Below are 23,542 nucleotides of genomic sequence, written 5' to 3'. Positions count from 1 at the left end.
CAGGTACTTGGATTAAAATAATGCATTAACTCAACAAGTCAAATAATAGATAGTTAAAACTTTTATATAAAACAGATTGATTATGAAATAAAAATAATCAGCTCTTGAACCTTGTCAACACATTTCCTAAGGGATATTGTTTAATTGAATAAAAAATAATTTTATTATAAGAAAACAATCAATTATATTAAACTTAAACTCCATGCTCAATTGAGCTTGGAACTTTATTTTTAATATTAACAAAGAACCACCAATCCTATAAATGCTGATTTAGGTAAAAACTGTCTTTTGTTTTGTAGATAAATCTGAGACTGTATGAATTTTCACACTGAAAACAAACACATAAAAAAATTTCAACAAGCAAAAGATGGAATCTTCCAGTTGGACTTATAAAGGAGTTTAGTATAATCTAAGACTATGAAAAATGAAAATAAATTAAAAACAAACACGGCCCTTCTTGTAGTAGATGTTCAGGGAAATTTATTTAACTCAATCTTTGAAAAAGAACAGCTAAAAAAAAACCTGATAAAACTCATCAAAGGATTTGAAATTTTAAAAATCCCTGGATTATTTCTTGAGCAAAACCCAAAAGGTCTTGGAAGCACAATAAGTGAAATCAAAGACCTTGGATTCATGCCAAAAAAATTTGACAAAATGACCTTTGGCCTCAAAGGACATGAAAAACTTTTCACTTATCTTGAATCAATCAATATAAAAAACATTTTTATCTGCGGAATAGAAGCTCATGTTTGTGTGATGCAGTCCACAAGAGATCTTATTCAAAAAGGATTTAATGTTCATCTTGTTGCTGACTGCGTATCATCAAGAAAAAAATCAGACTTGGATATTGGCATAAAAAGAATGATTCAGGAAAAAGCAATTATCACCGGCTGTGAATCAGCCTTATTTGAAATGCTTGAAACATGCGAAGCAAAAGAATTTAAACAGATCTTAGAATTGGTAAAATAAAATGAAATTATTTTTAAAAAGCTTAAAGAAAAACTTCTATCTTTTTTTTAAAGACCCTGTGGGAAAACTGGAAATTCAACCCCAGCTTAAAAAAGCCCTTTATGACCTTAATTTTAAAGGTCTTACCCCAATCCAGAAAAAATCACTCCCAAAAGGAGTTCAGCAAAGGGATATTATAGGTCAGGCACAAACAGGAACAGGGAAAACAGTTGCCTATCTTACCATCCTTTTTTCCAGACTTTTAAAATCAAAACCAACCCATGGCCAGCCAAGGTCTCTTATCCTTGCCCCTACAAGAGAGCTTGTTGTTCAAATTTATAATGAATCCGTTAAAATCGGGATATATACAGATTTAAAATCCGTATGCATCTACGGTGGCGACGATATGAACAAACAAAGACAGCTTCTTAAGGAAAATCCAGAAGTTATAATTGCAACTCCAGGAAGACTGCTGGGATTTATGGAAGAAAGAATAATTAATCTTTCAAAAGTTGAAGTTTTTGTAATTGATGAAGCAGATAGAATGCTTGACATGGGCTTTATGCCTGATGTGAGAAGAATAGAATCAAAAATCCCTCCAAAGGGAAAAAGACAAACCTTGTTTTTCAGTGCAACCCTTCCTGAAAAAATTACAAGAATTGCTTTGAACTGGACTGTTAATCCAAAAGAAATCCGAATTGACCCGGAAAATATAACATCCCAAAATATTGAACAAAAAACTTATCTTGCAACAAGTGAAGAAAAGTTTCCCCTTCTTCTAAATTTTGTAAAAAAGAAAAAAGCAAAAAACACAATTGTTTTTACAAACCAAAAATACGTTGCAAAAGAAATTTATGACAAACTAAGAAGATACGGGGTAAATTGTCGTCTTTTAACAGGTGATATTCCACAGAACAAAAGACTTAAAGCCCTGGAAGATTTCCAAAAAGAAAGATCCCATATTCTTATTGCAACCGATGTTGCAGCAAGAGGGCTTCACATAGACAATGTGTCCCATGTAATAAACTATAATATGCCCAACAAAGCTGAAAATTATGTTCACAGAATCGGACGTACAGGAAGAGCTGGAAAAAAAGGCAAATCAATAAGTTTTGCCTGCCAGGAAGATTCGTTTTATATACCCGCAATAGAAGAGTTTACAGAAACAAAGTTCGATTGTGAATATCCCCCTGAAGAATGGCTTATTCTTCCCCCTGCTCCTCCGCCTCTTAAAAAAGCTCTGAAGCAAACAATGGAGATAAAGCCGAAAAAAACAATCAAGCCTTTTAAAAAAAGCCGGATATCAGACAACACTTCCAGACCCAGACCTGTAAATAAAAAAACTCAGCCTGTGAATACCAGAGCTGGATCTCCAAAGCCTGTTGTTAAGAAAAAAATGGCCAAGACAGTTTATAAAAACGGTAAAATGGTTAGGATTGAACAATAAAAAGGCCTTTTATGTACAAATCTCTTTTATTAAGCAATTCTTCAATGCCAAAAGCCCCATATCTTCAATGGTGCAAAGAAATTTTAAATGATTTTTTAAAATCAAGAAAAAATATCATATTTATTCCCTATGCTGCTGTAAGATTTTCCTTTGATCAATATGAAGATATGGTTTTAAAAGCTCTTTCCATGGATAAAAAAAGGTTTAAATCAATTCATGGGTTTGCAGAAAAAATCAAAGCCATCAAAGATTGTGATTCTGTGGTTATAGGCGGCGGAAACACTTTTGTGCTTAAAAAAAGACTTGAAGATGAAAATATATTTAGCAAGCTCAAGTCAAAAATTTCAGAGCCTGATTTTTTATATTCAGGCTGGAGTGCTGGAGCAAATCTTGGCGGGATTTCCATTAAAACAACAAACGATATGCCCATAGTTCAACCCCTTGACTTTCAAGGCCTTGGCACTGCAAACTTTCAAATCAATCCCCATTACACAGATCTTTTATTTGAAAATCACGGAGGAGAAACAAGGGATGAAAGACTGACTGAATTTTCCATCCTTAATCCCGGAGATTTTTGTGTTGCCATCCCTGAAGGCAGCGGAGTTTTTGTGGAAAAAAACAAAAAGAATTCAATGTATTTTGGAAAAAAACCTGGAAAGATTTTTTTCAACGGTAAAATCCATAAACAAATAAAAGATCAGGAAAATTTCATAACCACAAACCATAAAAACACCAATTAATTTCCTGAAATTATGGATAAAAAACACCAGCCTCTTGAAAAACTATAATTGTAATTTATATTTTAAACATTAAATATTAAAATAAGCCTTGCAGGAAAGATCCATCCTAGAAACAAAAGCTCAAACAAAAGGAGCCTTGTAAATGAGTTACATAAAAATCATCTTTGGTAACCCAGTCAACTGCACTAAAAGTAGCAGCTATCAAACGTTTCAGACAATAAATCCAATGTTTTCCTTTGAAGACAAATGGAAACCCCAAATGGATATTTATGAAACAGAAGAAGAAATCATTCTCACCGCTGAAATCTCAGGAGTAAAAAAAGAAGAGCTTGAAATTGAAATTGATAAGAAAGCCGCAAGAATAAGCGGAATAAGAAGGCCGATAATGCCAACAAAAGATGCCAGATACAGACTGGCTGAAATTCAATACGGTAAATTTGAAAGGGTTATTTTTCTTCCTTCTCAAATAGACACAGAAAAAGTATCAGCTTCCTATCAAAACGGTTTTTTACATTTAACAATGGGAAAAGTTTCAACAAAAACATTTCACTCCATAAAGATTGAAGAAGAGAAATAAGTTATTAGCTTAGACATATGCCTGTATTTCTGTCTGAACTGGAAAAAATTAACCCTGGAGGTAAAAATATGCAGGAACAAAAGCCATCTATAGAATTAACTAAGCAGGATCTTCCTGCTAATATACCCATAATGCCACTGATTGATGTTACATTATTCCCAAAAATGGTACTTCCCCTGATTGTAAAACACGAACAGGGAAAAAAGCTAATAGACGATGCCATGGCTTCAAACAGGCTTGTGGGCTTTATTGTTTCAAAACAAGGAAAAGAGGTAGAAAGCCCCACTGCTGACGATCTTTATGAAATAGGCTGTGGAGCAATCATACTTAAAATGGCAAAATCAGAAGACGGAAAAATTCAACTTCTTGTCCAGGGAGTTAAAAGATTCCGCCTTAAAGAAATTACAAATCATGACCCTTATATAACTGCTGATATTGAACAAATTGAAGAGCCCACTAACAATGACAAGGAAGTCCAGGCTATAAGCAACAACCTTTTGGAACTTTACCAAAAAATAATAGAATTGTCTCCCGGACTTCCCCGGGAAATGATCCAGCTTGCAAAAACCATTGAAGAACCAGCTGTACTTGCTGATATGATTGCTTCAACTATTAATGCAACACCTAAGGAAAAACAGGGAGTTCTTTCAATAATAGACCTTAAAAAACGTCTAAAAGAAGTTACCAAACTTGTAAATTATCAACTTGAAATTTTGCAGATAGGTTCAAAAATTCAGTCTCAGATAAGAGAAGACATGAACCAGAAACAAAAAGAATATTACCTGCGTCAGCAATTAAAAGCAATCCAGCAGGAACTTGGGGATACAGATGATTTAAATCTTGAAATTGAAGAATACAGAGAAAAAATAGAAAAGGCCAATATGCCTGAGGAGGCAAATAAGGAAGCCGAAAGAGAGCTTAAAAGGCTTTCAAGAATGCATCCTTCGTCTTCTGAATATACTGTTGCATCAACCTATCTTGACTGGATAACTGCAATTCCATGGGATGAATCCTCAAAGGATAATCTTGATATAAAAGCAGCCAGAAAAATTCTTGATGAAGATCACTTCGGCCTTGATAAGCCAAAAAAAAGAATCATTGAATATCTTGCTGTAAGGAAACTAAAACCTGATTCAAGAGGTCCAATAATCTGCTTCTCAGGACCTCCGGGCACAGGAAAAACCTCTCTTGGAATGTCTATTGCCAATGCTCTTGGAAGGGATTTTGTAAGAATTGCCCTTGGAGGAGTAAGGGACGAAGCTGAAATACGAGGCCACAGAAGAACTTACGTAGGAGCTTTGCCAGGAAGAATAATTCAGGGAATAAGAAGGGCCGGAACAAACAACCCTGTGTTTATTCTTGATGAAGTTGACAAGCTTGGCAATGATTTCAGAGGGGATCCTTCTTCTGCACTTTTAGAAGTGCTTGATCCTGAACAAAACAATGCTTTTGTAGATCACTACCTTGATGTTCCCTTTGATCTTTCAAAGGTTATGTTTATCACAACTGCAAATGTGGTTCACACCATTCCTCCGGCTCTAAAAGACAGAATGGAAATAATTGAGCTTTCAGGATATACTGAAGATGAAAAATTAAATATTGCCAACAAATATTTAATTCCCAGACAAAGAGAGGCCCATGGACTTAACTCAAAACAGGTTTCTTTTACCCAGGGTGCTGTCAAACATATAATAAGCGATTATACAAGGGAAGCAGGACTTAGAAACCTGGAAAGAGAAATAGCATCTGCAATAAGAGGGGTTGCAACTCAAGTTGCCCAGGAAGAAGTAAAAGAAGTAACAATAAAAGTAAACAATCTCTCAAAATATCTGGGCCCTGCAAAAATATCTCCTGAATCAAAACCAAAAATTGATTCTCCGGGAGTAGCCCTTGGTCTTGCATGGACTCCTGCAGGAGGGGATGTTTTATTTGTTGAAGCTGCTGCCATGGAAGGCAAAAAGGGACTGATACTTACAGGACAAATGGGTGATGTAATGAAAGAGTCTGTAAGTGCTGCTTTAAGTTTCATAAGAGCAAACAAGGAAAAACTTGAGATTCCTGATAATTTTTTTGAAGAGCATGAGCTTCATATTCATGTGCCGGCAGGAGCAATCCCAAAAGATGGGCCCTCAGCCGGAGTTACTATGCTTTCAGCTATTACTTCCCTTGCTCTTGGCAAAAAAACAATAAAAGACCTTGCAATGACAGGAGAAATAACATTAAGAGGGGAAGTGCTCCCTGTTGGGGGTATAAAAGAAAAAGTTCTTGCTGCCCATAGAATAGGGATAAAAACCCTTATTCTTCCCAAGGATAATGAAAAAGATTTAGATGAAATACCAAAGAAAGTAAAAAAAGAAATAAAATTTCATTTTGTCAGAAAAATGATGGATGTGGTTAAATTGGCAATAGAGCAATAATATCAAATCAAACAAACTGCCGCATCCTTAAGAAGCTTATCTCTAATTTTAAGGATGCGGATTTTTTATTATGAAAACAAAAATCTTTCTAACTTGTATGATAGCTCTTTTTATTTTTACTTCTTGTGCTTCTAAACATGAAAAAAACAATAAAGGCACTTCCTATTATGTTTTTGGGAAAAAATATACTACAATAAAAAGTGCAAAAGGATTTAATCAGTCAGGCATAGCCTCGTGGTATGGTAAAAAGTTTCATGGCAGAAAAACAGCCAATGGAGAAACCTACAATATGCACTCAATGACCTGTGCCCACAAAACCCTTCCCTTTAATACAAAGCTTGAAGTTGAAAATCTTGTAAACGGAAAAAAAATCATCCTAAGAGTAAATGACAGAGGACCTTTTGTAAAAGGCAGGATTATAGATCTTTCATATAAAGCTGCCAAAGAACTTGGGATAGACATTTCCGGAACTGCCCCGGTAAGAATAAAATCAGTAAAAAAGGCAGATTTTAATCATGGTGAATTCACTATTCAAACAGCTTCATTTGCCAATTATGACAATGCGGTCAATTTTAAAAAAACTCTTTTAAAAGACTTTAACCATGTGTTTATTCTCCAGACAAAAATAAACGGACAAACATTTTACAGAGTCAGAGCCGGAAAGTTCAACACTCTTGAAGAAGCAAAAATAAACGAGACCAAATTAAGAAAACAAGGCCATTCAAATGCTTTTGCAATGGCCCTTGACTAAAAAGGTTATATTATTATGAAAAAAAAACCTGTAATTTTTATTGATAGAGATGGGGTAATCAATTTTGACTCTCCTGATTATATAAAATCTTGTGAAGAATTGTTTTTTATTCCCGGAAGTATTGAAGCAATAGCAAACCTGAGTAAACTGGGATATGAAATTTTTACAATTACAAATCAGTCTGTAATTGGAAGAAAAATGGTTACCATGGATGGGTTAAGGCAAATATTTGATAAAATGCTTGATTCAGTAAAAGAAAACCAAGGAGAAATTAAAGAAATATTTTTTTGCCCTCACATTCCCAGTGACAATTGCCAATGCAGGAAACCAAAACCCGGCCTTTTTTTCCAGGCAAAAGATAAATACAATCTTGACCTTTCAAATTCAGTAATGATAGGCGACAGTTCAAAAGATATCATTGCAGCTGAAAATGCAAATATAAAATTTAAAATTCTGGTTTTAACAGGAAACGGGAAAAAATCTCAAAAAGAACTTGAAGAAAAACAAATAATTCCAGATTATATTGCAGACAATCTTTTTGATGCCCATAATTGGATAATTAAAAACACAGGCTCTTAATGATAACTATCTCCGGAACAGTTTTAAATGTTACTTTTCATAATCCTTCCAATGGATACACTGTTGCCAAATTAAAGCAGGCTGAATTTTCATCCACAACCAACATGGTTGGAATCATGGATGAAATTTTCCCTGGTGAAAAGCTTGAAGTTACAGGTAAATGGGAAGAACATGAAAAATTTGGGGAACAATTCAGGGTTCATTCATATGAATCAATTCTTCCAGATACTGAAGAAGAGATAATTAAGTATTTAACTTCTGGAATTATCAAAGGAATAGGCGAATCAACTGCTTCAAAAATAGTGGATTTCTTTGGAACTTCAGCAATTTCAATCATTGAATCAAGCCCTGAGTCTTTAGCAGATGTTCCCGGAGTAGGAATAAAAAAAGCTGAATCAATTGCAGCCGCCTGGAAAAATCACAGCTATGCAAGACAGCTTCGCCAATATCTCCATGAAGCCGGACTTCCCTCTGAATACACTCCCCAGATAATTTTAAGATACGGTTCCTTTTCTCTTGATGTAGTAAAAAAAGATCCATACAGAATTGTAAAAGAAAATCCATATTTTAATTTTGAAATAATTGACAGGCTGGGCCAAAAAGCCATGATTGAGCCTTTTGACAAATCAAGAATTTCTGCTGGAGTAGTCTGTGTTCTTGAAAAGGCTTCAAACAACGGTCATTGTTTTCTTGAAGTTGAAGAGCTAAAACTTAAAACAAAAAGACTTACAGGTTCAAATAACGAATCAATTGAAAATTCAGTTGAAAGCTTACTAAATGAGTCTATAATAATTAAAGAAATTATAGATTCAAAAGAAGTTATTTATCCTTTCCACCTTTACAGGGCTGAAAAAGGAACTGCTGATAAACTTAATGCACTTTTTGAAATCCCTCCTGAAAAACTTCCAATAACTGATGATGAAATAAAAGAAATCACAGCAAGTTATCTTGGAGTAATTCCCTCCAATGAACAATTTGATGCAATCAAAGGAATTATTGAACAAAAAGCAGGGATAATAACAGGAGGCCCCGGTACTGGTAAAACAACTCTTATAAAAGCACTTTGCAAAATTTTTCATCATCTTAAAAAAAAAACCGCAATTGCAGCTCCAACAGGAAGGGCGGCAAGAAGGCTGAGTGAATTAACAGGGCAAAAAGCCGAAACCATTCACAAGCTTTTAAAATTCAATGCCACAACTGAAGAGTTTGACAAAAATGAATCAGAGCCAATTGATGCAGATGTTATAATCATTGATGAATCATCAATGATAGATATAATTTTATGCTACCATCTTTTAAAAGCAGTAACAATTAATACCAGAATAATTTTTGTAGGTGATATTTTCCAGCTGCCTTCTGTGGGCCCGGGTAATTTTTTGTCTGATATTATAGGATCTTCAAAAATTCCTTCTTTTACCCTTACAACAATTTTTAGACAGGCAAAACAAAGCCCCATAATAATGAATGCCCATAGGGTAAATTCAGGAAAACTTCCTATTAAGGACTCAAACGACAATGAATTGTCAGAATTTTATTTCATAAGAAATGAAAGTCCTAAAAAAGCAGTTGAAACAATAGTGGAGCTTTTAACAAAAAGAATTCCTAAAAGGTTTGGCCTTGATCCAATGGAAGAAATCCAGGTAATAACTCCCATGCATAAAGGAGAAACAGGAACTTTTAATCTCAACAAAATTCTCCAGGAAAAACTCAACAAATCAAAAGAAAATATAAAATCAGGATCAAATATTTTTAAAAAAGGTGACAAGGTAATGCATCTTGTAAACAACTATACAAAAGAAGTTTTTAACGGTGATATTGGAAGAATAAAATCTGTAAAAATTAAAGATGAAATTGTTGAAGTTGCCTACCCTGATTATTCTGAGCACAAAATTGTTGAATACAGCTTTGATGAACTTGAAGAACTTTCCCTTGCCTATGCAATTTCAGTTCACAAGTCCCAAGGTTCGGAATATCCAGCAGTTATACTTCCCCTGATGACCCAGCACTTTCCACTTTTACAAAGAAACCTTTTATATACTGGAATGACAAGGGGAAAAGCCCTGCTTATTATTGTGGGAAGCTCAAGGGCTATGGAAATTGCAGTAAATGAAAATAGAGCATCCAAAAGATATTCACACTTAAAACATAGACTCTGCTCTGTTTTAAACTGATATAATCTGATAATAGGCAACTAAAACTAAAACTAAAATTATTTAAATTCTGTTGATGTACAAGGAATTATCAAATGAACAAAACTATCTGGCTGCTTCAGATAACAGGATTAACAAGCCTGGCTGGTTGTATAATTTTATTTTCTCTTAAAAAAACAGAAACTTTTCTTTCAAATAAAATCTTTAGCCACTTTTTTTATTTTCCTTTTGCATTAATTCTTGGAATTGGAGGAACCTTTTTTTTAATCTTTTCTATTATTGGCTACAAAAAAAATAAGAGTGAAAAAGAAAATATAGATATGTCCAAAATACTTTCAAAATACAGCGGACAAATTACTTCAAAAGAGTTTTCCCTGGAAAGCGGAATAAGCCCTGAAGATTCAAAAGTTAAGCTTGACAAAATGTATAAAAATGGAATTTGCAACCTTCAGGTAACTGAATCAGGAATTGTAATCTATTATTTCCCTGATTTTGAGCCTGAAGCTGTGGTAAAAATATCTTAGGTTGAAACTTAAAAAATCAATTGTAAATTTGAGTTAATTTATAATTAAGCATTTCTTTTTAAAACAAAAAATACTAGATTGACACTTAATTGAAAATCAAAATTTTTATTCAATTAGATTGAACTATAACCTCCTATTGAGGCTGATAATTATGAACAAAACAAATCTTTTAGCTGGATGTTTATGCCTTGGAGCCGGAATCATGTATTTATTTGGGATGTTGGCTGAACTTATGCAACAAGAATCAAACCTTCACACCATAAATCTTTATGAACTTCTTGGAAAAGAAAAAACTTTGTGGATAGCAAATCTTCCATCTGAAATTGTAACAAACGGCCTTGATAAAATTTTCAATCTTCAAATTTATATACTTTTATTGATAGCCGGAGGAATAGTTTTTATTTTCAATGGAATTTTTAGAAAGAACTAGAAATATCAGTCAAAAATTCATCCCCGATAGGAAGATTAAAAAAACACACTGATTTTAATTAAATTCCAGATAAAAAACAAAACCTTTTATCTTCAAATTAATTATTTTTTTGACACTCCAAGCTTTTTAGTCTATTTTTTGCAAAAATAAAACCTGACCAACAATCGGTATGAAATTATGTTTTTCTTTCATTTAAAAGAATTGATAAAAAATTAATTTCAGAAATTCAGGTTTTTTTTAAGGGTTAGTTTTTAGTTGCCAGGGTTAAAATGGACATAAATCAATCCACAGCTAATTAAAAATCTTTTCAAGTTTATCGCGAACACAAATTAATACAGTAAGTGAATAAAATTTAGTTAAAACACAGCTTAAACAAGGGGAATGTCTATGATAGTTGGAATTCTAAAGGAAATAATGGCTGAAGAAAACAGAGTCGCAATGACTCCTGCCGGTGTTGAAATAATGAAAAACAACGGGCACAAAGTACTGGTGGAAAAAAATGCCGGAATTGGAAGCGGATTTTCAGATGAAGACTATAAAAGAGCCGGAGCAGAAATAGTTGACAGCCCAAAAACAATTTATGAAGCTTCCGAAATGATAATGCATGTTAAAGAACCTCAAGTTTCAGAATATGAGATGATAAGAAAAGATCAGATATTTTTTGCATATTTTCATTTTGCAGGAAACGAGTCTCTTACCAGGGAAATGCAAAAAAGACGCCCTGTTGCAATAGCTTATGAAACAATTGAAAATCCTGACGGAAGTCTTCCCCTTCTTACTCCAATGAGTGAAGTTGCCGGTAAAATGTCAACCCAGGAAGCAGCCAAATACCTTGAAAGTGCCCAGGGCGGAAGAGGGGTTTTAATGGGAGGAATTGCAGGGGTAACTCCTGCAACAGTGCTTGTAATAGGCGGAGGAATAGTTGGTACAAACGCAGCTCTTATGGCCTGCGGACTTGGAGCACAAGTCTATATTCTTGACATGAACCTTCAAAGACTGAGAAAACTTTCTGAATTTATGCCCAAAAATTGTTTTCCCCTGATGAGTTCACCTGCAACAATAAGAGATCTTGCAAAAAAGGCAGACGCAATAATCGGAGCAGTTCTTCTTCCAGGTGAAAAAGCTCCAAAGCTCATTGATGAAGAAATACTTAGAACAATGAAAAAAGGTGCTGTTATTGTTGACGTTGCAATTGACCAGGGCGGATGTTTTACCACATCAAGGCCTACAACCCACGGCAATCCTACTTATGAAGTTGAAGGAATAGTTCATTATTGTGTCCCTAATATGCCTGGTGCTGTACCAAGAACATCCACAATGGCACTTACCAACGCAACCCTTCCCTATGCAGTTGAAATTGCAAATAAAGGCTGGAAACAGGCGGCAATAGAAAATGATTCAATCAAGCCCGGAATAAATATGGTTGACGGAAAAATAACTTTCAAAGGAGTTGCCCAGGCTTTTAATCTTGATTATACACCCATTGAAAACTTTCTTTAATATAAGACTTTCAATAAATTTGAGCATCCAAAGGCCGGAAAAATCTCCGGTCTTTGGATTTATAACTAAAAAGCCTTTAACAAAACCCATTAAAATTTATTGCTTCATAATCATGGCCTATCACAATAAATCTAGAATCCCTGCCTGACATTTTCCTAAAAACAAACTTATCAAAGTCAGGATTTATAAAATACTCGTTGTTCTGGATAAACCCAATAATTATAAAAGGCAGCTTTAAATCCAAATTGATTTCGTAAATTTCATAAAAACTTTTATCTTTTAATTCTTCAGGAACTTTTACCAAAAAAATCTCCGGAGTTCCCTTTCCAGAAGTAAGAAGATTGTCAAAAATTTCTATCACCCCCGGATTAAAGGAGTTTTGGGCAAGAAGCTTTTCGGTCATGTCCCCAAGGCACACAGCTTCATTTATAATATTAAAATCAATAAACTCCCTGTTTGATGAATTAAGAAGCTCCATTACAGTGTGAACTGCGGGATTTATAGTTTCAATTGCCATGGCTGTAAGTGCAGAAGGTGCATCAGCATAATCTCCATAATTTGGATCCGACAAAATAATTGCGGCTCCGCAATCTCTTACCCCGGCCTGTTCAAGAATTTCTTTTTTTACCGGGCTGCCGTAGATAAACCTTAAATTCTCACCTTCAGAAGGACACCATTCCGGATGATTTTTTATTATATTTTCATCTTGAATTATTATTGTAAGCTTAAAATATCTTTCCCTGCTTCCGTACAAAAGCTCATCAGCGATACTTTTCAAATTTGAATTTACATTACAGATAATAACATTGTTATTTTCAAGGCTTTTAAAAGAAGAGTTTATACAGCGGTCATCAATGCAACTAAAAGCATTACTTGTAAAATATTTAAGCTTTTGTTTTTTCTTTTTCTTAACCTTTCGTCGCTCTGGCTCAAAGTTTGGTTCTTCATAAGCCAAAACAATAAGGTAATCAGATGACTCAATTTCAAGGTCAAAATATTCATTGGGTTTAGAATGGTCTAAGCAAGGATTGATTTTTAAATCATAAAGGCCTATGTTTTTATTGTACTTATATACTCCAACAGGAATACTTTTCTTTTTTTCATTTAAAAAGAATTTCTGAACTTTATTAAAACTTGTTGTTCCAAAAAACTCTGGAAGCTTTACCCTGTAAAATTCACATGAATCAAACGAAAAAGTCATTAAAGAGCGATAAATTTCCGTTACTCCTGGGTTTAAAACTCCTTGGCTTATAAGTTTTTCAGAATAAACCGAGCTTACAATAAAATCTGTGTTATCCATTACTTTTGCAAACTTCATACTGCTGAGAAAGTTTAGCTGAACAGTGATTGGAACCATTTTATTAATTGAGTTAACAGCAATGGCCTTCATAAGACAATTGTGATCTGATGAAACACTATTTGCTGATTCTTTATTTTCTGAAAGCACAATTACTCTTTTTGCTAAATCTATATCTGACTTTTTTAAAACTTCAGGGTTAAGAGGATCTCCTTTAAGAGCAACAACATGTTTATAAACAAAAGGTATTGATATCGGTATTTGATCGGCAAGATCACAAACAGCAAGAATATAATATCTGCCCCCAAAAGCACTGTAGAGCTGGCGGATCAAATAATCAAAATGAGTGTTATGTCCTAAAATAACAATATGATTTTCCATAATTGAATTAACAGGCTTTAGCCTTACTTTGCCCTTCCTGTTGAGTTTTCTTACAAGAATAGACACTATTTCAGCTGTCAGCATACCTACTACACAGACACCTGCAATCATAAAAAATGTTATCACGACTCGCCCAACAAGAGAGATAGGTTCCTTTTCCTCAATCCCTGAGAGGAGCACAATAACCATATGCCAATAAGAGTCCCAATAGTCACTGAAAGGCCCTTCAACTCCTGAGAACTCAAACTCTATAAAATACAAAATGTTTGCCCCTAGAACAAGAGCTAAGGCAGAAATAATGAGGAGATGATAAAGGTTATCAAGCTGATATTCGTCTCTTAAAACAGAAAATTTATTTTGCAGATTGTTAAGGTAATCGTAAAGATATGCATTATATCTTACAAGTCTTAAAAGCCTTAAAAATCTTGCCATTCTAAAAAGCCTGAACATCATGAAGTTTGTGCTCAGCAACAAAAGTGAGGGGAGAATTGCCAGAAGATCTATTACTGCATAAAAAGAAAATGGGTACTTTAATTTATTTTCTGAAAATGACCATCTAATTAAGTACTCAATTGAAAAAAGAACAGCAAAAAATATTTCAATTTTTATCCATACGCTTCCATAAGACGGAAAAATATAATCTATGGGAATAATTAGGCAAGATAAAATTATACATATAAGAATAAAAATTTCCGCGGTTATTTTTACTGATCTCACAGCTTAAAATCCTTTAAAAAAGTTTAACTTAAATTTCAAACAAAAAGTCTACCATAAATTATAATTTTTAAATCAATATTTTTATCTAAATTTTTTACCTCAAGTTAAGTTTAAACAGCTATTCGATTCTAAGATCAGTAAAACCATAGAAAATCTTTATAATCTCCTGTTACTTATAAGAGTTTTTAAACTTATAAGCAAAAAAACAAAGCTCTGAACCCCGTTTTTTAGTAGCCCAGTTTAAAAACTATTATTTCAATTTAAAAGCTTCTTTTTTTCTAAAATGTTACCCCTGGAATCAACTTTTATAAAGCCAATGCCCTTGTTTTCTATTCTCTTTAAAGAATATTCCTTTACAAAAAATCAAAATACTGAATACTTATAAAAACAATTTCAATATATTATCTAATAAAGTATTGATGGAAACCGTTTTATGAGAACAAAAATTCTTCTAGCTGACGATGATCCCATGATAAGAGAAATGCTTCAAATAGTTTTAACCAAATTTGAATTTGAAGTAACAACAGCAGAAAATGGAAAACAGGTAGTTGAAATATTAAAAACAAACCCCAGATTTGAACTTATAATTCTAGACATAAACATGCCTGAATTAAATGGGATTGAAACAGCAAAACAAATAAGAAGCTCTAAAAATCCATTAATAAAAAACATACCTATCATAGCCATGACAGGCTACCAGGAAGAAAATGAAATAAACTCCATTATCAACTCAGGAATAAACAATTATATAGCAAAACCTGCAAAGCCTGCAGCCTTGATAGAAATAATTGAAAACAGCCTGGGAAACTCTTCTGGTTTTAATAAAGAAATTAAAAAACAAAACTTTGAAAATTCATCTGACAAATCTGTTTTTGATGTTTATGAGCAAGATGAAATAGATATTAAAAAAGGAATTACTTATTTAGGGGACAATTTTAATATCTTTAAAAAGCTTTTAATTAAATTTTATAAAAACTACACAGGCTATGTTGATAAAATGAAAGTTCTTATTGAAAATAAAAAATATAAGGATTTAGAATTTACTCTTCACAAACTTAAAGGTGTTTCAGCCCAGATCTGTGCAATTAAGCTTAACAAAGAAACAATAGAGTTTGAAAACTTGATCAATAAAAATCCAGACCTAATTTCCCTTGAATCAATAGCCTCCCTTGAAAAACATTTTATAAAAACCATGGAGGTCATTGAAAAAATATTTCAGCCTGAACCCAAAAGACAAATTGAGGAAAGCCCTGAAATATTTAAACAGGCAGATCCCATGGCTATTAAAAACAATTTGTTAAGGCTTGCCACCTACCTGAAACAAAAAAAGACAAATGATGCTGAAACAATAATATATGAATTAACCAGATCAAAGTTAAATGAAAATCATCTCAAAGTTTTAAAAGAAATAAAATTTTTCACAGAAAACAATGATTTGGACGCTGCCTTTTTAAAAGTGAAAAAGTTTTTGAATTTATTATAGTCACAATTTTTATCGAGCATTAAAACCTTGTCATCTTTCCAGGTTTTAATTTCTTTGAATACCTAAACAAAAGACTTTATTTTTTTACAAAATTTTTCTCAAAGTTTGAAATAACTTTGTCTTTGCTGTATGTCATTCTAATATCTCAAGATTCAAATTGAGCTTAACTAAACTCTTTATTCTTTCTCTATCATCCTATAAGTTTTGAGTTTACCAGTGAATTGATAAAAGGAAAGTCAGATGAACAGAATTGAAAAACTTCAACAAATGTATTCAGTCCATGAAAAATGGATAAAAAACAATAATTTTTTTTGCAGCAAAGGCTGTGATAAATGCTGCACAATAAACATAGCTGCAACATCTCTTGAAGCAGAGCTTATAATGGGCAAAATCAGCTCCAGTCTTAAAAAAAAGCTTGAAGACTATCTTGACTATGAAAGATTTATGCCTAAAACAACAATAAATGCCATTGCAAACATTTCCATGACTGACCAGGATCTTCCCGAAGAATACATCCCTGAAACAAATATCAAATGCCCTTTTTTGTATGAAAATCAATGTATTATTTATGATATAAGACCACTGGCATGCAGAGTCCAGCTTTCATTCGAAGATTGCTCCAAATCAGGTGTTTCTGAAATCGATGAAAAAACAATGTCAATAAACAATCTAGTTCAGCAATTTGTAGAGCTTTTAGATTACGATGGGTTAAGCGGAAATTTGATAGATCTGATTGTTCACGGTTCCAACCCTCTTTTCACCTCAAAGTTTGTTGAAAACCAGACACCAGGAGCAGTTATGGTTCCCCCTGAATATCAAAACGAATTGAAAAAACTTGTAATGGAGCTTAATTCAATAATCAAAAACAATTGAGCAAAGGAACAAGGTTTTAATTTAAAAAGACTTCAGCAGCTTATAGTATAAGTCTTAAAATCTGATAATAAGGCATTTTTCAGATATACGAAATAATTAAAGGGAATTTGACCCCGGAAATCTTAAATATTTTCCAAAAACCCAAATTCCCTTATTAATTTACTGTTTCAGATAAATTTTAATCAGGTTTGACTTTTTACAACCAGCTTATTTTGCCACTTGTTTATAAAGTCTTAGAACCTTGGGCATTACTTTGTTTCTACCACTGTTTTTTGCTCTATACAAAAGCTTATCAGTATTTTTAACCAGCTCCTCTGATGTTTTTGCCCTGGCAAAAGAAGAAACCCCGAAACTTGAAGTAACAAAAACAGGGTGATTATCTATAATAAAAGGCTGAGCTGCTATTTCTTCTCTTAATCTATCTGCAAGGACTGCTGCTTTTGACTCTTCAGTTCCAGGAAGAATAACTGCAAACTCCTCTCCTCCATACCTGAATAAACTGTCTTCTGTTCTAATCATTTTTTTTATTCTTCCTGAGATCTCCTTTAAAATCTGATCTCCTGAATCATGTCCGTAAGTGTCATTAATTTTTTTGAAATAATCTATATCAAACATAACAAGACTGAAATCTTTTTCATACCTCCTGCAAAAAGAAAACTGCCCTTCAAGCTTTAGATTAAACTCTCTTCTATTATAGCATCCTGTAAGAAAATCAATGGAAGCTGCATCTTCCAATGATTTCATTTTTATAAAAGAAGAAACCGCATTTTCAAGACCTGTCACCATATCAGATATAATTTCACCATGGTATTTCCCAATTATTTTTTTACCAGGTAAAATATAAAGCTTTGCTTTAAAATTGGTTCCATAAAACTCTTTTCCAAGCAATGATTTTTCAAGACTGTTTTCTTCAAGAAAACCTGTTTTTGATGAATTAATAGAATGAATTTCCAGGTCTCCATCAAAAGAAAAATCTTTTCTTACAATGCTTTCAATTCTAGCCTTGAAAACTGAAGGTTCAATCCAGACCATTAACTTATCTTTATCTTGAACAGCAAGTCCAAAAAATTCATGAACAAAAATATCAGAAATGCATTTTGAAAGCTCTAAAGTAATCTCTTCAAAATTTACTGCTTGATGTATATTTATAAGGTATCTGTTAAGCCTTTTTAAATCTTTTATTCTTGTAAAATTTAAAAAACTAGGTAAAAAAAACTCTGAATTGGTTCTTAAATATTTTTTGTTCATAAAAGCTCCTGAGTTTTGCATTTAAAGACTATTATACAAAACTCATACCAACACTAATAAAAATCAATTCTTGTCATGAACTAACTCCTTGAGCTTGTTTATTTAAGGCCAACTCATGCTAAATAAAATATAGGGGATGAGCTATAAACCGGGAAAAAATCAGGAAAAAAACACCGGCAATAAAATGCCGGAATAAAAGAATGCGACAAATTTATGACACAGACTTGCCAATCCCATAACTCATTGTTATCTTCAATATCTATATTTATGTTAAAAGGAGATTTTATATGCAAACAAGGGATGAGTACCTTCAAAAACTTTTAGAAATAAAAAAACCGAATTGCCCCCATTGTGGCAAAGAAATGAATATATGGGAAGTTCCTCCTATAACCTTTAGTGACGGTCTTGGTTGGGGAGAACCCTTTCTTTTTGTATGTTTCAATGATGATTGTCCCCCTTTTGTAAGCGGATGGGATGATATTGAAGAAACCTACGGACACAGGGCATCGTTTAGATGTATTAACTATCCTTTTACAAATACTTTTGAGCTTATGTCTGTATTTGGAAAGGCTGGAGGAGAAGGGCAGATAGTTTCAGAAGAATTAATTAATGAACAAGAAGAAATCGAAGAAAGAATTAAAACTGGATTTTCAATCCTGGCAGACTGCTATGTAAATAAAGACTTCATCAAGATAATTTCCATGGCTCAAGATAACTTGGAACCTATTAGAGTTAGGCTGAAATCAATTGAAATGCTTGGCGACTGTGCTGATATAATAGAAGCAATTGAACCTTTGAGAAATATAAAACCACCCACTACAAAGGTAGCAGACGCAATAGAGCTTGCTGTTGGTAAAATCCATGGAAGATGCTTTACAAGAGAATGTCCTTTTTGTGCTGAAATAATCAAAAGAAGGGCAAAAGTCTGCAAACACTGCGGAAAAGAACTAAATTGAACTTAAATTTTTCAGTTCATAAGTAAAAAAAGTTTTCGCTGACTGGTTTACAAAGTCAGACGAAAACTTTTAGTTTTTTATTTAAAAATCAGACAAAAACAGATTTTTTAAGTTAAAGCGAGAAAAGCAAAACTTGATTGATTTTATTTTATCTATTTATATTTAATTCATCATAAGTTTTAAATACCAGCTTTTGTCTTTCAGTTTTTTCCTTTGGAAACTCTGTCAAAGGATTCTTATCAAGATAGTTTTGAATCTCTTCTTTTGAAGGAATATTTTCAATCCCTCTTCCAATCTTTTCACCTTTGACAGTATCGAAAATCTCTGCGTTTTCTCCGTCAGAAACTATTGCAAAAGGTATTTGATAATCAGGCAGAAGAATTCTTGCTCCGGAAATAATTTCTCTATCCCAGGAAGAAAGGGAACCTGCAGGAGTTTTAAAAACAGCAACAATCATTTTGTTTATTAAAATTAAAAGATCTATTTCTGTTTTGTAAGGTTCCCCTGAAATTAAAATCTCAAACTCTACCCTGGCTTTTATATCTGACTTTAAAAAACCTTTTTCTTCTACAAGAAATTTCATAACTTTTTGGCGGTTTTCTTCTGCTCCAGTTAAATTAATTTCTTTTCCTGTTAAATAGTCTTTTATACAATCCATTATCAATCTCTCCTTACAAGGCTTTTTCCTGTCATTTCCAAGGGAAGCTCCAAACCCATAACCTCAAGAATTGTCGGAGCAATATCTCCAAGTTTTCCCCGGGTTTTAAGCAAGTTTTTTTTTTCATTATCCACAAGAATAAAATTAACAGGATTTGTGGTGTGGGCCGTATATGCACAGCTGTTTTCATCGCACATTTTTTCAAGATTTCCATGATCTGCAGTAATAATTACAAATCCCCCCTTTGCAAGAACTGAATCAGCAGCCGGTTTTACAAATTTATCCACTATTTCACAGGCTTTTACTGCTGAGTCAAAGTCTCCTGTGTGCCCAACCATGTCCATATTGGCATAGTTTAAAACACAAAGAGAATAATCATTTTCCTTAAATGCCTTTACAAATGAATTACAAACTTCTTCTGCGCTCATTTCAGGCTTTTTATCATAGGTTTCCACCTCCCTTGGAGATGGAACAAGGATTCGATCTTCCTTTGGGTATGGCTCTTCATTTCCCCCGTTAAAAAAATATGTTACATGGGCATATTTTTCAGTTTCTGCTATTCTAAGCTGAGTTAATCCCTGATTTGAAATAAATTCGCCTAAATTGTTTTTTACTTCCATGGGAAGAAATGCCGCCTCAAGATCAAAATCCTTATCATAGGAAGTCATGCACACATAACCCGAAAGATTTGGCCTGTTTTTTCTTTCAAACTCACCAAACTCTTCAGATGTAAAAGCACTGGTAATTTCCCTTGCCCTATCAGCTCTGAAGTTAAAAAAAATAACTCCGTCATTATCTTTTACAATGCTTTCCTTATCTATTATTGAAGGTTTTATAAATTCATCTGTTATTTTATTTTCATAATAAAAAAGTATTGAATCTTCTGCTGAGCCAAAAACCTCACCTTCTGCTTTTGTGTAAAGATTATAGGCTTTTTCCACTCTTTCCCATCTTTTGTCCCTGTCCATGGCATAAAATCTTCCGCAGACTGTGCCTATGGTTATATTTTTAAAGGGAGCAATTTTTTTTCTAAGCTCATTTAAAAATTTTATTCCGCTGTCTGGAGAAGTATCCCTTCCATCCATTATAGGATGAACCACTGCCTTGATATTTTTTTTAACTGCCATTTCAATAAGGGCATAAAGGTGATCAAGGCTGCTGTGAACTCTTCCATTTGACAAAAGACCCAAAAAATGAACTTTGCCATTATTTTTTTTAGTTTTATCAAAAAGATCATTAAAAGCTTTGTTTAAAAAAAAACTTTTATCTTCAATGGCTTTGTCAATTCTTAAAAGGTCTTGATAAACAACTCTTCCTGCACCAATGTTAAGATGTCCTACTTCAGAGTTACCCATAACACCGGAAGGAAGCCCAACAGCTTCACCTGAGCACTTTAACTCAGCCATGGGGTGATTTGCCGAATAAAAATCAAGATTAGGAGTGTTGGCCGCTTTTACAGCATTACCCGGGTAGTTTTCACCTTTGCCCCAGCCATCTAAAATCATAAGAAGGCAAGGCCTAATATTCTTCATACTCATTTTCTTCACTACTCCAGAAGTCATCATCTTCCTCATCGTCGTCATAAACTGTCTCAGAAATTTTCTTATCTATAAAATCCTTTAAAATTTTTGGAGCATCCATCCACAATCCTTCAAGATCGTAAAATCTTCTTGTTGATTCAAGGAAAAGGTGAATTACCACATCACCATAATCTAATAAAACCCAATTTCCTTCATTTTCGCCATCAATGTTTAAAGATTTTTTGCCTTTTTCTCTTAACTTTCTTCTCACATGCCCGGCTATGGCCTTGACCTGTCTTACAGATCTCCCGCTGCCTATAATGAAAACATCTGCAACCGAAGTAAGCTTTGACACATCCAGTGCTATAACCCCTTCTGTTTTTTTATCCAAAACCGCAGCAACAAAAGGAAGTGCAAATTCTTCTATTTCATTTTTCATCTTTATAAAGCCCTTTTTCTTCTATGTAATCAGCTGCTTTTTCATCAAGATAATCTTTTAAACTTTGTCCTTGTTTTATCAATTTTCTAATACCTGTTGAAGAGATGTTTTTTTCATTGATCTTAAAAAAACAAATATCTTTATACTCTTTATGGGAATAATGCCCCTTATTTTTTAAATAATATCCTTTAATACCCAGAGTTTCAATTTCAGGGTCAAATCCTGGTCGACTTGCCACTGCAAGGCCTGAAATTTTTAAAATATCTTTATACCTATGCCATTTATTGAAACTTAAAAAAGAATCTGATCCCATTATAAAAAAAAACTCTCCTTTTTTGCCAGATTTTATCTCTTTAAGTGTATCTATAGTATAAGAAAGGCCTTTTCTTTTTATTTCAAGATCAGAAATAAAAAAATTTTTTTTACCTTCAATGGATTTTTTAATTATTTCTATCCTATCCTCAGAAGATGCCAGAGTTGAATAACCTTTGTGAGGAGGAAGGTAAACTGGAATAAAAATAAGCTCTTTAAGGTTAAGGCCTTTAAAAGCAGCTTCAGCCGCATTTAAATGGCCTTTATGAAAAGGATTGAAAGTACCGCCGAAAATCCCTGTTCTTTGCTCAGTTTCTGATCTGTCCATCGCCAAACACTATAAATTTTCTTGCTGTAAGTTCTTCAATTCCCATGGGCCCATATGCATGGAGCTTGTCTGTGCTTATTCCTATTTCAGCTCCAAGTCCAAGCTGATTGCCGTCATTAAACCTTGTTGAAGCATTTACAAGAACAACAGAAGAATCAACTTCTCTTAAAAACCGTCTTGCCCTTGAATAATCTTTGGTAACTATTGATTCAGTATGTCCTGAATTATGAACTGAAATATGATCCAGGGCATGATTAAAACTGTCTACAACTTTTATTGATGCTTTAAGATCTAAAAACTCTACCCCAAAATCATCTTGGCTTGCTAAAGCTGCTTCTTTTATTATTTCGCAGGTTTTAGGACAGCCTTTAATTTCAACCCCTGAATTATTGTATAGTTTACCAATATGAGGAAGAAATTTGTCTGCAATATCTTTGTGAACCAAAAGTGTTTCCATTGCATTGCACACTCCAGGTCTTTGAACTTTTGAATTAAAAGCTATTTCAATGGCCATTTCAAGTTCTGCAAATTTATCAATATAGACATGACAAACCCCTTTATAATGTTTGAGAACAGGAATACTTGAATTTTCAGTTACAAATCTTATAAGCCCTTCTCCACCCCTTGGGATCATCAAGTCAATAAGACCTTCTTGGTTAAGAAGGAAATCAACAGCCTCCCTTTCCTTTACAGGAATTATCTGGATAGCTTTTTTATCAAGACCAGCATTTTCAAGGCCTTCCGAAATTGCTGAACCAAGAATCTGGTTTGAGTGAAAAGCTTCTGTTCCCCCTCTTAGAATAACGGCATTACCTGCTTTAAGACATAAAACACCGGCATCTATTGTAACATTTGGCCTTGATTCATAAATCATTCCTATCACTCCGATTGGAATGTTCATCCTCCCTACTTCAAGGCCGTTTGGTCTTTTTTTTATGGAACCTATTCTCCCAACAGGATCGTCAAGAAGAATAACTTCATCTATTCCTGAAATCATTGAGTTCATTACGTTATCACTCAAAGTCAGTCGATCTATCATTGCAGATGAAAGTCCTTCTTCCCTTGCTTTTTCAATATCTTTTAAATTTTCTTCCTGAATTTTTTTGTAGTTTTTTTCAAGGCTTAACTTTATTTCTTTCAAAGCCTTGTTTTTTTGATCTGTTGAAAGGATGGCTGTTTTTCTTGAGGCATTTTTTGCACTCTGAGCAATTTCGGTTATTAATTTTTCCATTTTTCACCCCGATTTCAAGTTTTCAATATTAAATCT

At 33.5% G+C, this 23,542-nt stretch carries 21 protein-coding genes; 14 read left to right on the top strand and 7 right to left on the bottom strand.

Translation table 11 applies throughout. From position 1 onward, the window contains the following. The first annotated feature begins 417 nt into the window (after window positions 1–417). From RBR53_00385 to ald, 11 genes are all read left to right on the top strand, one after another. Window positions 418–969 carry an isochorismatase family protein gene (locus RBR53_00385; GenBank protein MDY0131106.1) on the top strand — a complete coding sequence of 184 codons (552 nt, stop codon included), beginning with the start codon at window positions 418–420 and terminating at the stop codon, window positions 967–969. 1 nt (window position 970) lies between these two features. Then, window positions 971–2,395, top strand: a complete 1,425-nt coding sequence (locus RBR53_00380) for a DEAD/DEAH box helicase (GenBank protein ID MDY0131105.1) — start codon at window positions 971–973, stop codon at window positions 2,393–2,395. An 11-nt stretch (window positions 2,396–2,406) separates the two neighbouring features. Next, entirely contained in the window at window positions 2,407–3,135 is a 729-nt protein-coding gene (pepE, locus tag RBR53_00375) for a dipeptidase PepE (protein MDY0131104.1), read from the top strand. Window positions 3,136–3,277: 142 nt separating this feature from the next. Next, complete coding sequence (locus tag RBR53_00370) at window positions 3,278–3,712, top strand: Hsp20/alpha crystallin family protein (GenBank protein MDY0131103.1); 435 nt, start codon at window positions 3,278–3,280, stop codon at window positions 3,710–3,712. Window positions 3,713–3,780: 68 nt separating this feature from the next. Further along, on the top strand, window positions 3,781–6,129 hold the full coding sequence (lon, locus tag RBR53_00365) for an endopeptidase La (GenBank protein ID MDY0131102.1): 2,349 nt from the start codon (window positions 3,781–3,783) through the stop codon (window positions 6,127–6,129). A 70-nt stretch (window positions 6,130–6,199) separates the two neighbouring features. Next, the gene (locus RBR53_00360; GenBank protein MDY0131101.1) at window positions 6,200–6,880 is read left to right on the top strand and encodes a septal ring lytic transglycosylase RlpA family protein; all 681 of its coding nucleotides are present in this window, start codon (window positions 6,200–6,202) and stop codon (window positions 6,878–6,880) included. A 15-nt stretch (window positions 6,881–6,895) separates the two neighbouring features. Beyond that, window positions 6,896–7,459, top strand: a complete 564-nt coding sequence (gmhB, locus tag RBR53_00355; GenBank protein MDY0131100.1) for a D-glycero-beta-D-manno-heptose 1,7-bisphosphate 7-phosphatase — start codon at window positions 6,896–6,898, stop codon at window positions 7,457–7,459. After that, window positions 7,459–9,630 carry an ATP-dependent RecD-like DNA helicase gene (locus tag RBR53_00350; GenBank protein MDY0131099.1) on the top strand — a complete coding sequence of 724 codons (2,172 nt, stop codon included), beginning with the start codon at window positions 7,459–7,461 and terminating at the stop codon, window positions 9,628–9,630. The genes gmhB and RBR53_00350 overlap by 1 nt, the downstream gene beginning before the upstream one ends. Before the next feature lie 74 nt (window positions 9,631–9,704). Next, window positions 9,705–10,133, top strand: coding sequence for a hypothetical protein (locus RBR53_00345; protein ID MDY0131098.1), 429 nt, complete (start codon window positions 9,705–9,707; stop codon window positions 10,131–10,133). A gap of 151 nt (window positions 10,134–10,284) precedes the next feature. Then, complete coding sequence (locus RBR53_00340; GenBank protein ID MDY0131097.1) at window positions 10,285–10,563, top strand: hypothetical protein; 279 nt, start codon at window positions 10,285–10,287, stop codon at window positions 10,561–10,563. Window positions 10,564–10,950: 387 nt separating this feature from the next. Further along, window positions 10,951–12,063, top strand: a complete 1,113-nt coding sequence (gene ald, locus RBR53_00335) for an alanine dehydrogenase (protein MDY0131096.1) — start codon at window positions 10,951–10,953, stop codon at window positions 12,061–12,063. Window positions 12,064–12,139: 76 nt separating this feature from the next. On the opposite strand, the gene RBR53_00330 is transcribed toward ald, so the two are convergent. Further along, the gene (locus RBR53_00330; GenBank protein MDY0131095.1) at window positions 12,140–14,458 is read right to left on the bottom strand and encodes an NAD-binding protein; all 2,319 of its coding nucleotides are present in this window, start codon (window positions 14,456–14,458) and stop codon (window positions 12,140–12,142) included. A gap of 433 nt (window positions 14,459–14,891) precedes the next feature. On the opposite strand from RBR53_00330, the gene RBR53_00325 reads away from it, so the two are divergent. Further along, entirely contained in the window at window positions 14,892–15,941 is a 1,050-nt protein-coding gene (locus RBR53_00325; GenBank protein MDY0131094.1) for a response regulator, read from the top strand. A 240-nt stretch (window positions 15,942–16,181) separates the two neighbouring features. Further along, on the top strand, window positions 16,182–16,814 hold the full coding sequence (locus RBR53_00320) for a YkgJ family cysteine cluster protein (GenBank protein ID MDY0131093.1): 633 nt from the start codon (window positions 16,182–16,184) through the stop codon (window positions 16,812–16,814). 207 nt (window positions 16,815–17,021) lie between these two features. On the opposite strand, the gene RBR53_00315 is transcribed toward RBR53_00320, so the two are convergent. After that, the gene (locus RBR53_00315; protein MDY0131092.1) at window positions 17,022–18,062 is read right to left on the bottom strand and encodes a GGDEF domain-containing protein; all 1,041 of its coding nucleotides are present in this window, start codon (window positions 18,060–18,062) and stop codon (window positions 17,022–17,024) included. A gap of 287 nt (window positions 18,063–18,349) precedes the next feature. Here RBR53_00315 and RBR53_00310 point away from each other — a divergent pair, with 287 nt between their 5' ends. Further along, entirely contained in the window at window positions 18,350–19,018 is a 669-nt protein-coding gene (locus RBR53_00310) for a zinc ribbon domain-containing protein (GenBank protein ID MDY0131091.1), read from the top strand. 148 nt (window positions 19,019–19,166) lie between these two features. On the opposite strand, the gene RBR53_00305 is transcribed toward RBR53_00310, so the two are convergent. The 5 genes from RBR53_00305 to RBR53_00285 are packed head-to-tail and all read right to left on the bottom strand — an operon-like array spanning window position 19,167 to window position 23,506. Beyond that, on the bottom strand, window positions 19,167–19,676 hold the full coding sequence (locus RBR53_00305; protein MDY0131090.1) for a type I restriction enzyme HsdR N-terminal domain-containing protein: 510 nt from the start codon (window positions 19,674–19,676) through the stop codon (window positions 19,167–19,169). Window positions 19,677–19,678: 2 nt separating this feature from the next. Further along, the gene (gene gpmI, locus RBR53_00300; protein ID MDY0131089.1) at window positions 19,679–21,208 is read right to left on the bottom strand and encodes a 2,3-bisphosphoglycerate-independent phosphoglycerate mutase; all 1,530 of its coding nucleotides are present in this window, start codon (window positions 21,206–21,208) and stop codon (window positions 19,679–19,681) included. Next, complete coding sequence (rsfS, locus tag RBR53_00295; GenBank protein ID MDY0131088.1) at window positions 21,195–21,635, bottom strand: ribosome silencing factor; 441 nt, start codon at window positions 21,633–21,635, stop codon at window positions 21,195–21,197. Before rsfS ends, gpmI begins: the two co-directional genes overlap by 14 nt. After that, on the bottom strand, window positions 21,625–22,275 hold the full coding sequence (nadD, locus tag RBR53_00290; protein MDY0131087.1) for a nicotinate-nucleotide adenylyltransferase: 651 nt from the start codon (window positions 22,273–22,275) through the stop codon (window positions 21,625–21,627). The genes rsfS and nadD overlap by 11 nt, the downstream gene beginning before the upstream one ends. Beyond that, window positions 22,256–23,506: a glutamate-5-semialdehyde dehydrogenase gene (locus RBR53_00285; GenBank protein ID MDY0131086.1), complete on the bottom strand. Its 1,251-nt coding sequence runs from the start codon at window positions 23,504–23,506 to the stop codon at window positions 22,256–22,258. Before RBR53_00285 ends, nadD begins: the two co-directional genes overlap by 20 nt. Window positions 23,507–23,542 lie beyond the last annotated feature (36 nt).

Source organism: Desulforegulaceae bacterium (genome assembly GCA_034006035.1).
Lineage (GTDB): Bacteria > Desulfobacterota > Desulfobacteria > Desulfobacterales > JACKCP01 > JACKCP01.
This window is presented reverse-complemented; position numbering and strand designations above follow the sequence as displayed.

Coding starts and splice junctions, on each gene's coding strand:
- RBR53_00315 (MDY0131092.1), bottom strand. CDS start 18,062: ATGAACAAAAAATATTTAAGAACCAATTCAGAGTTTTTTTTACCTAGT.
- RBR53_00320 (MDY0131093.1), top strand. CDS start 16,182: ATGAACAGAATTGAAAAACTTCAACAAATGTATTCAGTCCATGAAAAA.
- lon (MDY0131102.1), top strand. CDS start 3,781: ATGCAGGAACAAAAGCCATCTATAGAATTAACTAAGCAGGATCTTCCT.
- RBR53_00305 (MDY0131090.1), bottom strand. CDS start 19,676: ATGGATTGTATAAAAGACTATTTAACAGGAAAAGAAATTAATTTAACT.
- RBR53_00385 (MDY0131106.1), top strand. CDS start 418: ATGAAAAATGAAAATAAATTAAAAACAAACACGGCCCTTCTTGTAGTA.
- RBR53_00350 (MDY0131099.1), top strand. CDS start 7,459: ATGATAACTATCTCCGGAACAGTTTTAAATGTTACTTTTCATAATCCT.
- pepE (MDY0131104.1), top strand. CDS start 2,407: ATGTACAAATCTCTTTTATTAAGCAATTCTTCAATGCCAAAAGCCCCA.
- RBR53_00325 (MDY0131094.1), top strand. CDS start 14,892: ATGAGAACAAAAATTCTTCTAGCTGACGATGATCCCATGATAAGAGAA.
- RBR53_00340 (MDY0131097.1), top strand. CDS start 10,285: ATGAACAAAACAAATCTTTTAGCTGGATGTTTATGCCTTGGAGCCGGA.
- RBR53_00345 (MDY0131098.1), top strand. CDS start 9,705: ATGAACAAAACTATCTGGCTGCTTCAGATAACAGGATTAACAAGCCTG.
- nadD (MDY0131087.1), bottom strand. CDS start 22,275: ATGGACAGATCAGAAACTGAGCAAAGAACAGGGATTTTCGGCGGTACT.
- RBR53_00285 (MDY0131086.1), bottom strand. CDS start 23,506: ATGGAAAAATTAATAACCGAAATTGCTCAGAGTGCAAAAAATGCCTCA.
- RBR53_00310 (MDY0131091.1), top strand. CDS start 18,350: ATGCAAACAAGGGATGAGTACCTTCAAAAACTTTTAGAAATAAAAAAA.
- RBR53_00380 (MDY0131105.1), top strand. CDS start 971: ATGAAATTATTTTTAAAAAGCTTAAAGAAAAACTTCTATCTTTTTTTT.
- rsfS (MDY0131088.1), bottom strand. CDS start 21,635: ATGAAAAATGAAATAGAAGAATTTGCACTTCCTTTTGTTGCTGCGGTT.
- ald (MDY0131096.1), top strand. CDS start 10,951: ATGATAGTTGGAATTCTAAAGGAAATAATGGCTGAAGAAAACAGAGTC.
- RBR53_00360 (MDY0131101.1), top strand. CDS start 6,200: ATGAAAACAAAAATCTTTCTAACTTGTATGATAGCTCTTTTTATTTTT.
- RBR53_00370 (MDY0131103.1), top strand. CDS start 3,278: ATGAGTTACATAAAAATCATCTTTGGTAACCCAGTCAACTGCACTAAA.
- gmhB (MDY0131100.1), top strand. CDS start 6,896: ATGAAAAAAAAACCTGTAATTTTTATTGATAGAGATGGGGTAATCAAT.
- gpmI (MDY0131089.1), bottom strand. CDS start 21,208: ATGAAGAATATTAGGCCTTGCCTTCTTATGATTTTAGATGGCTGGGGC.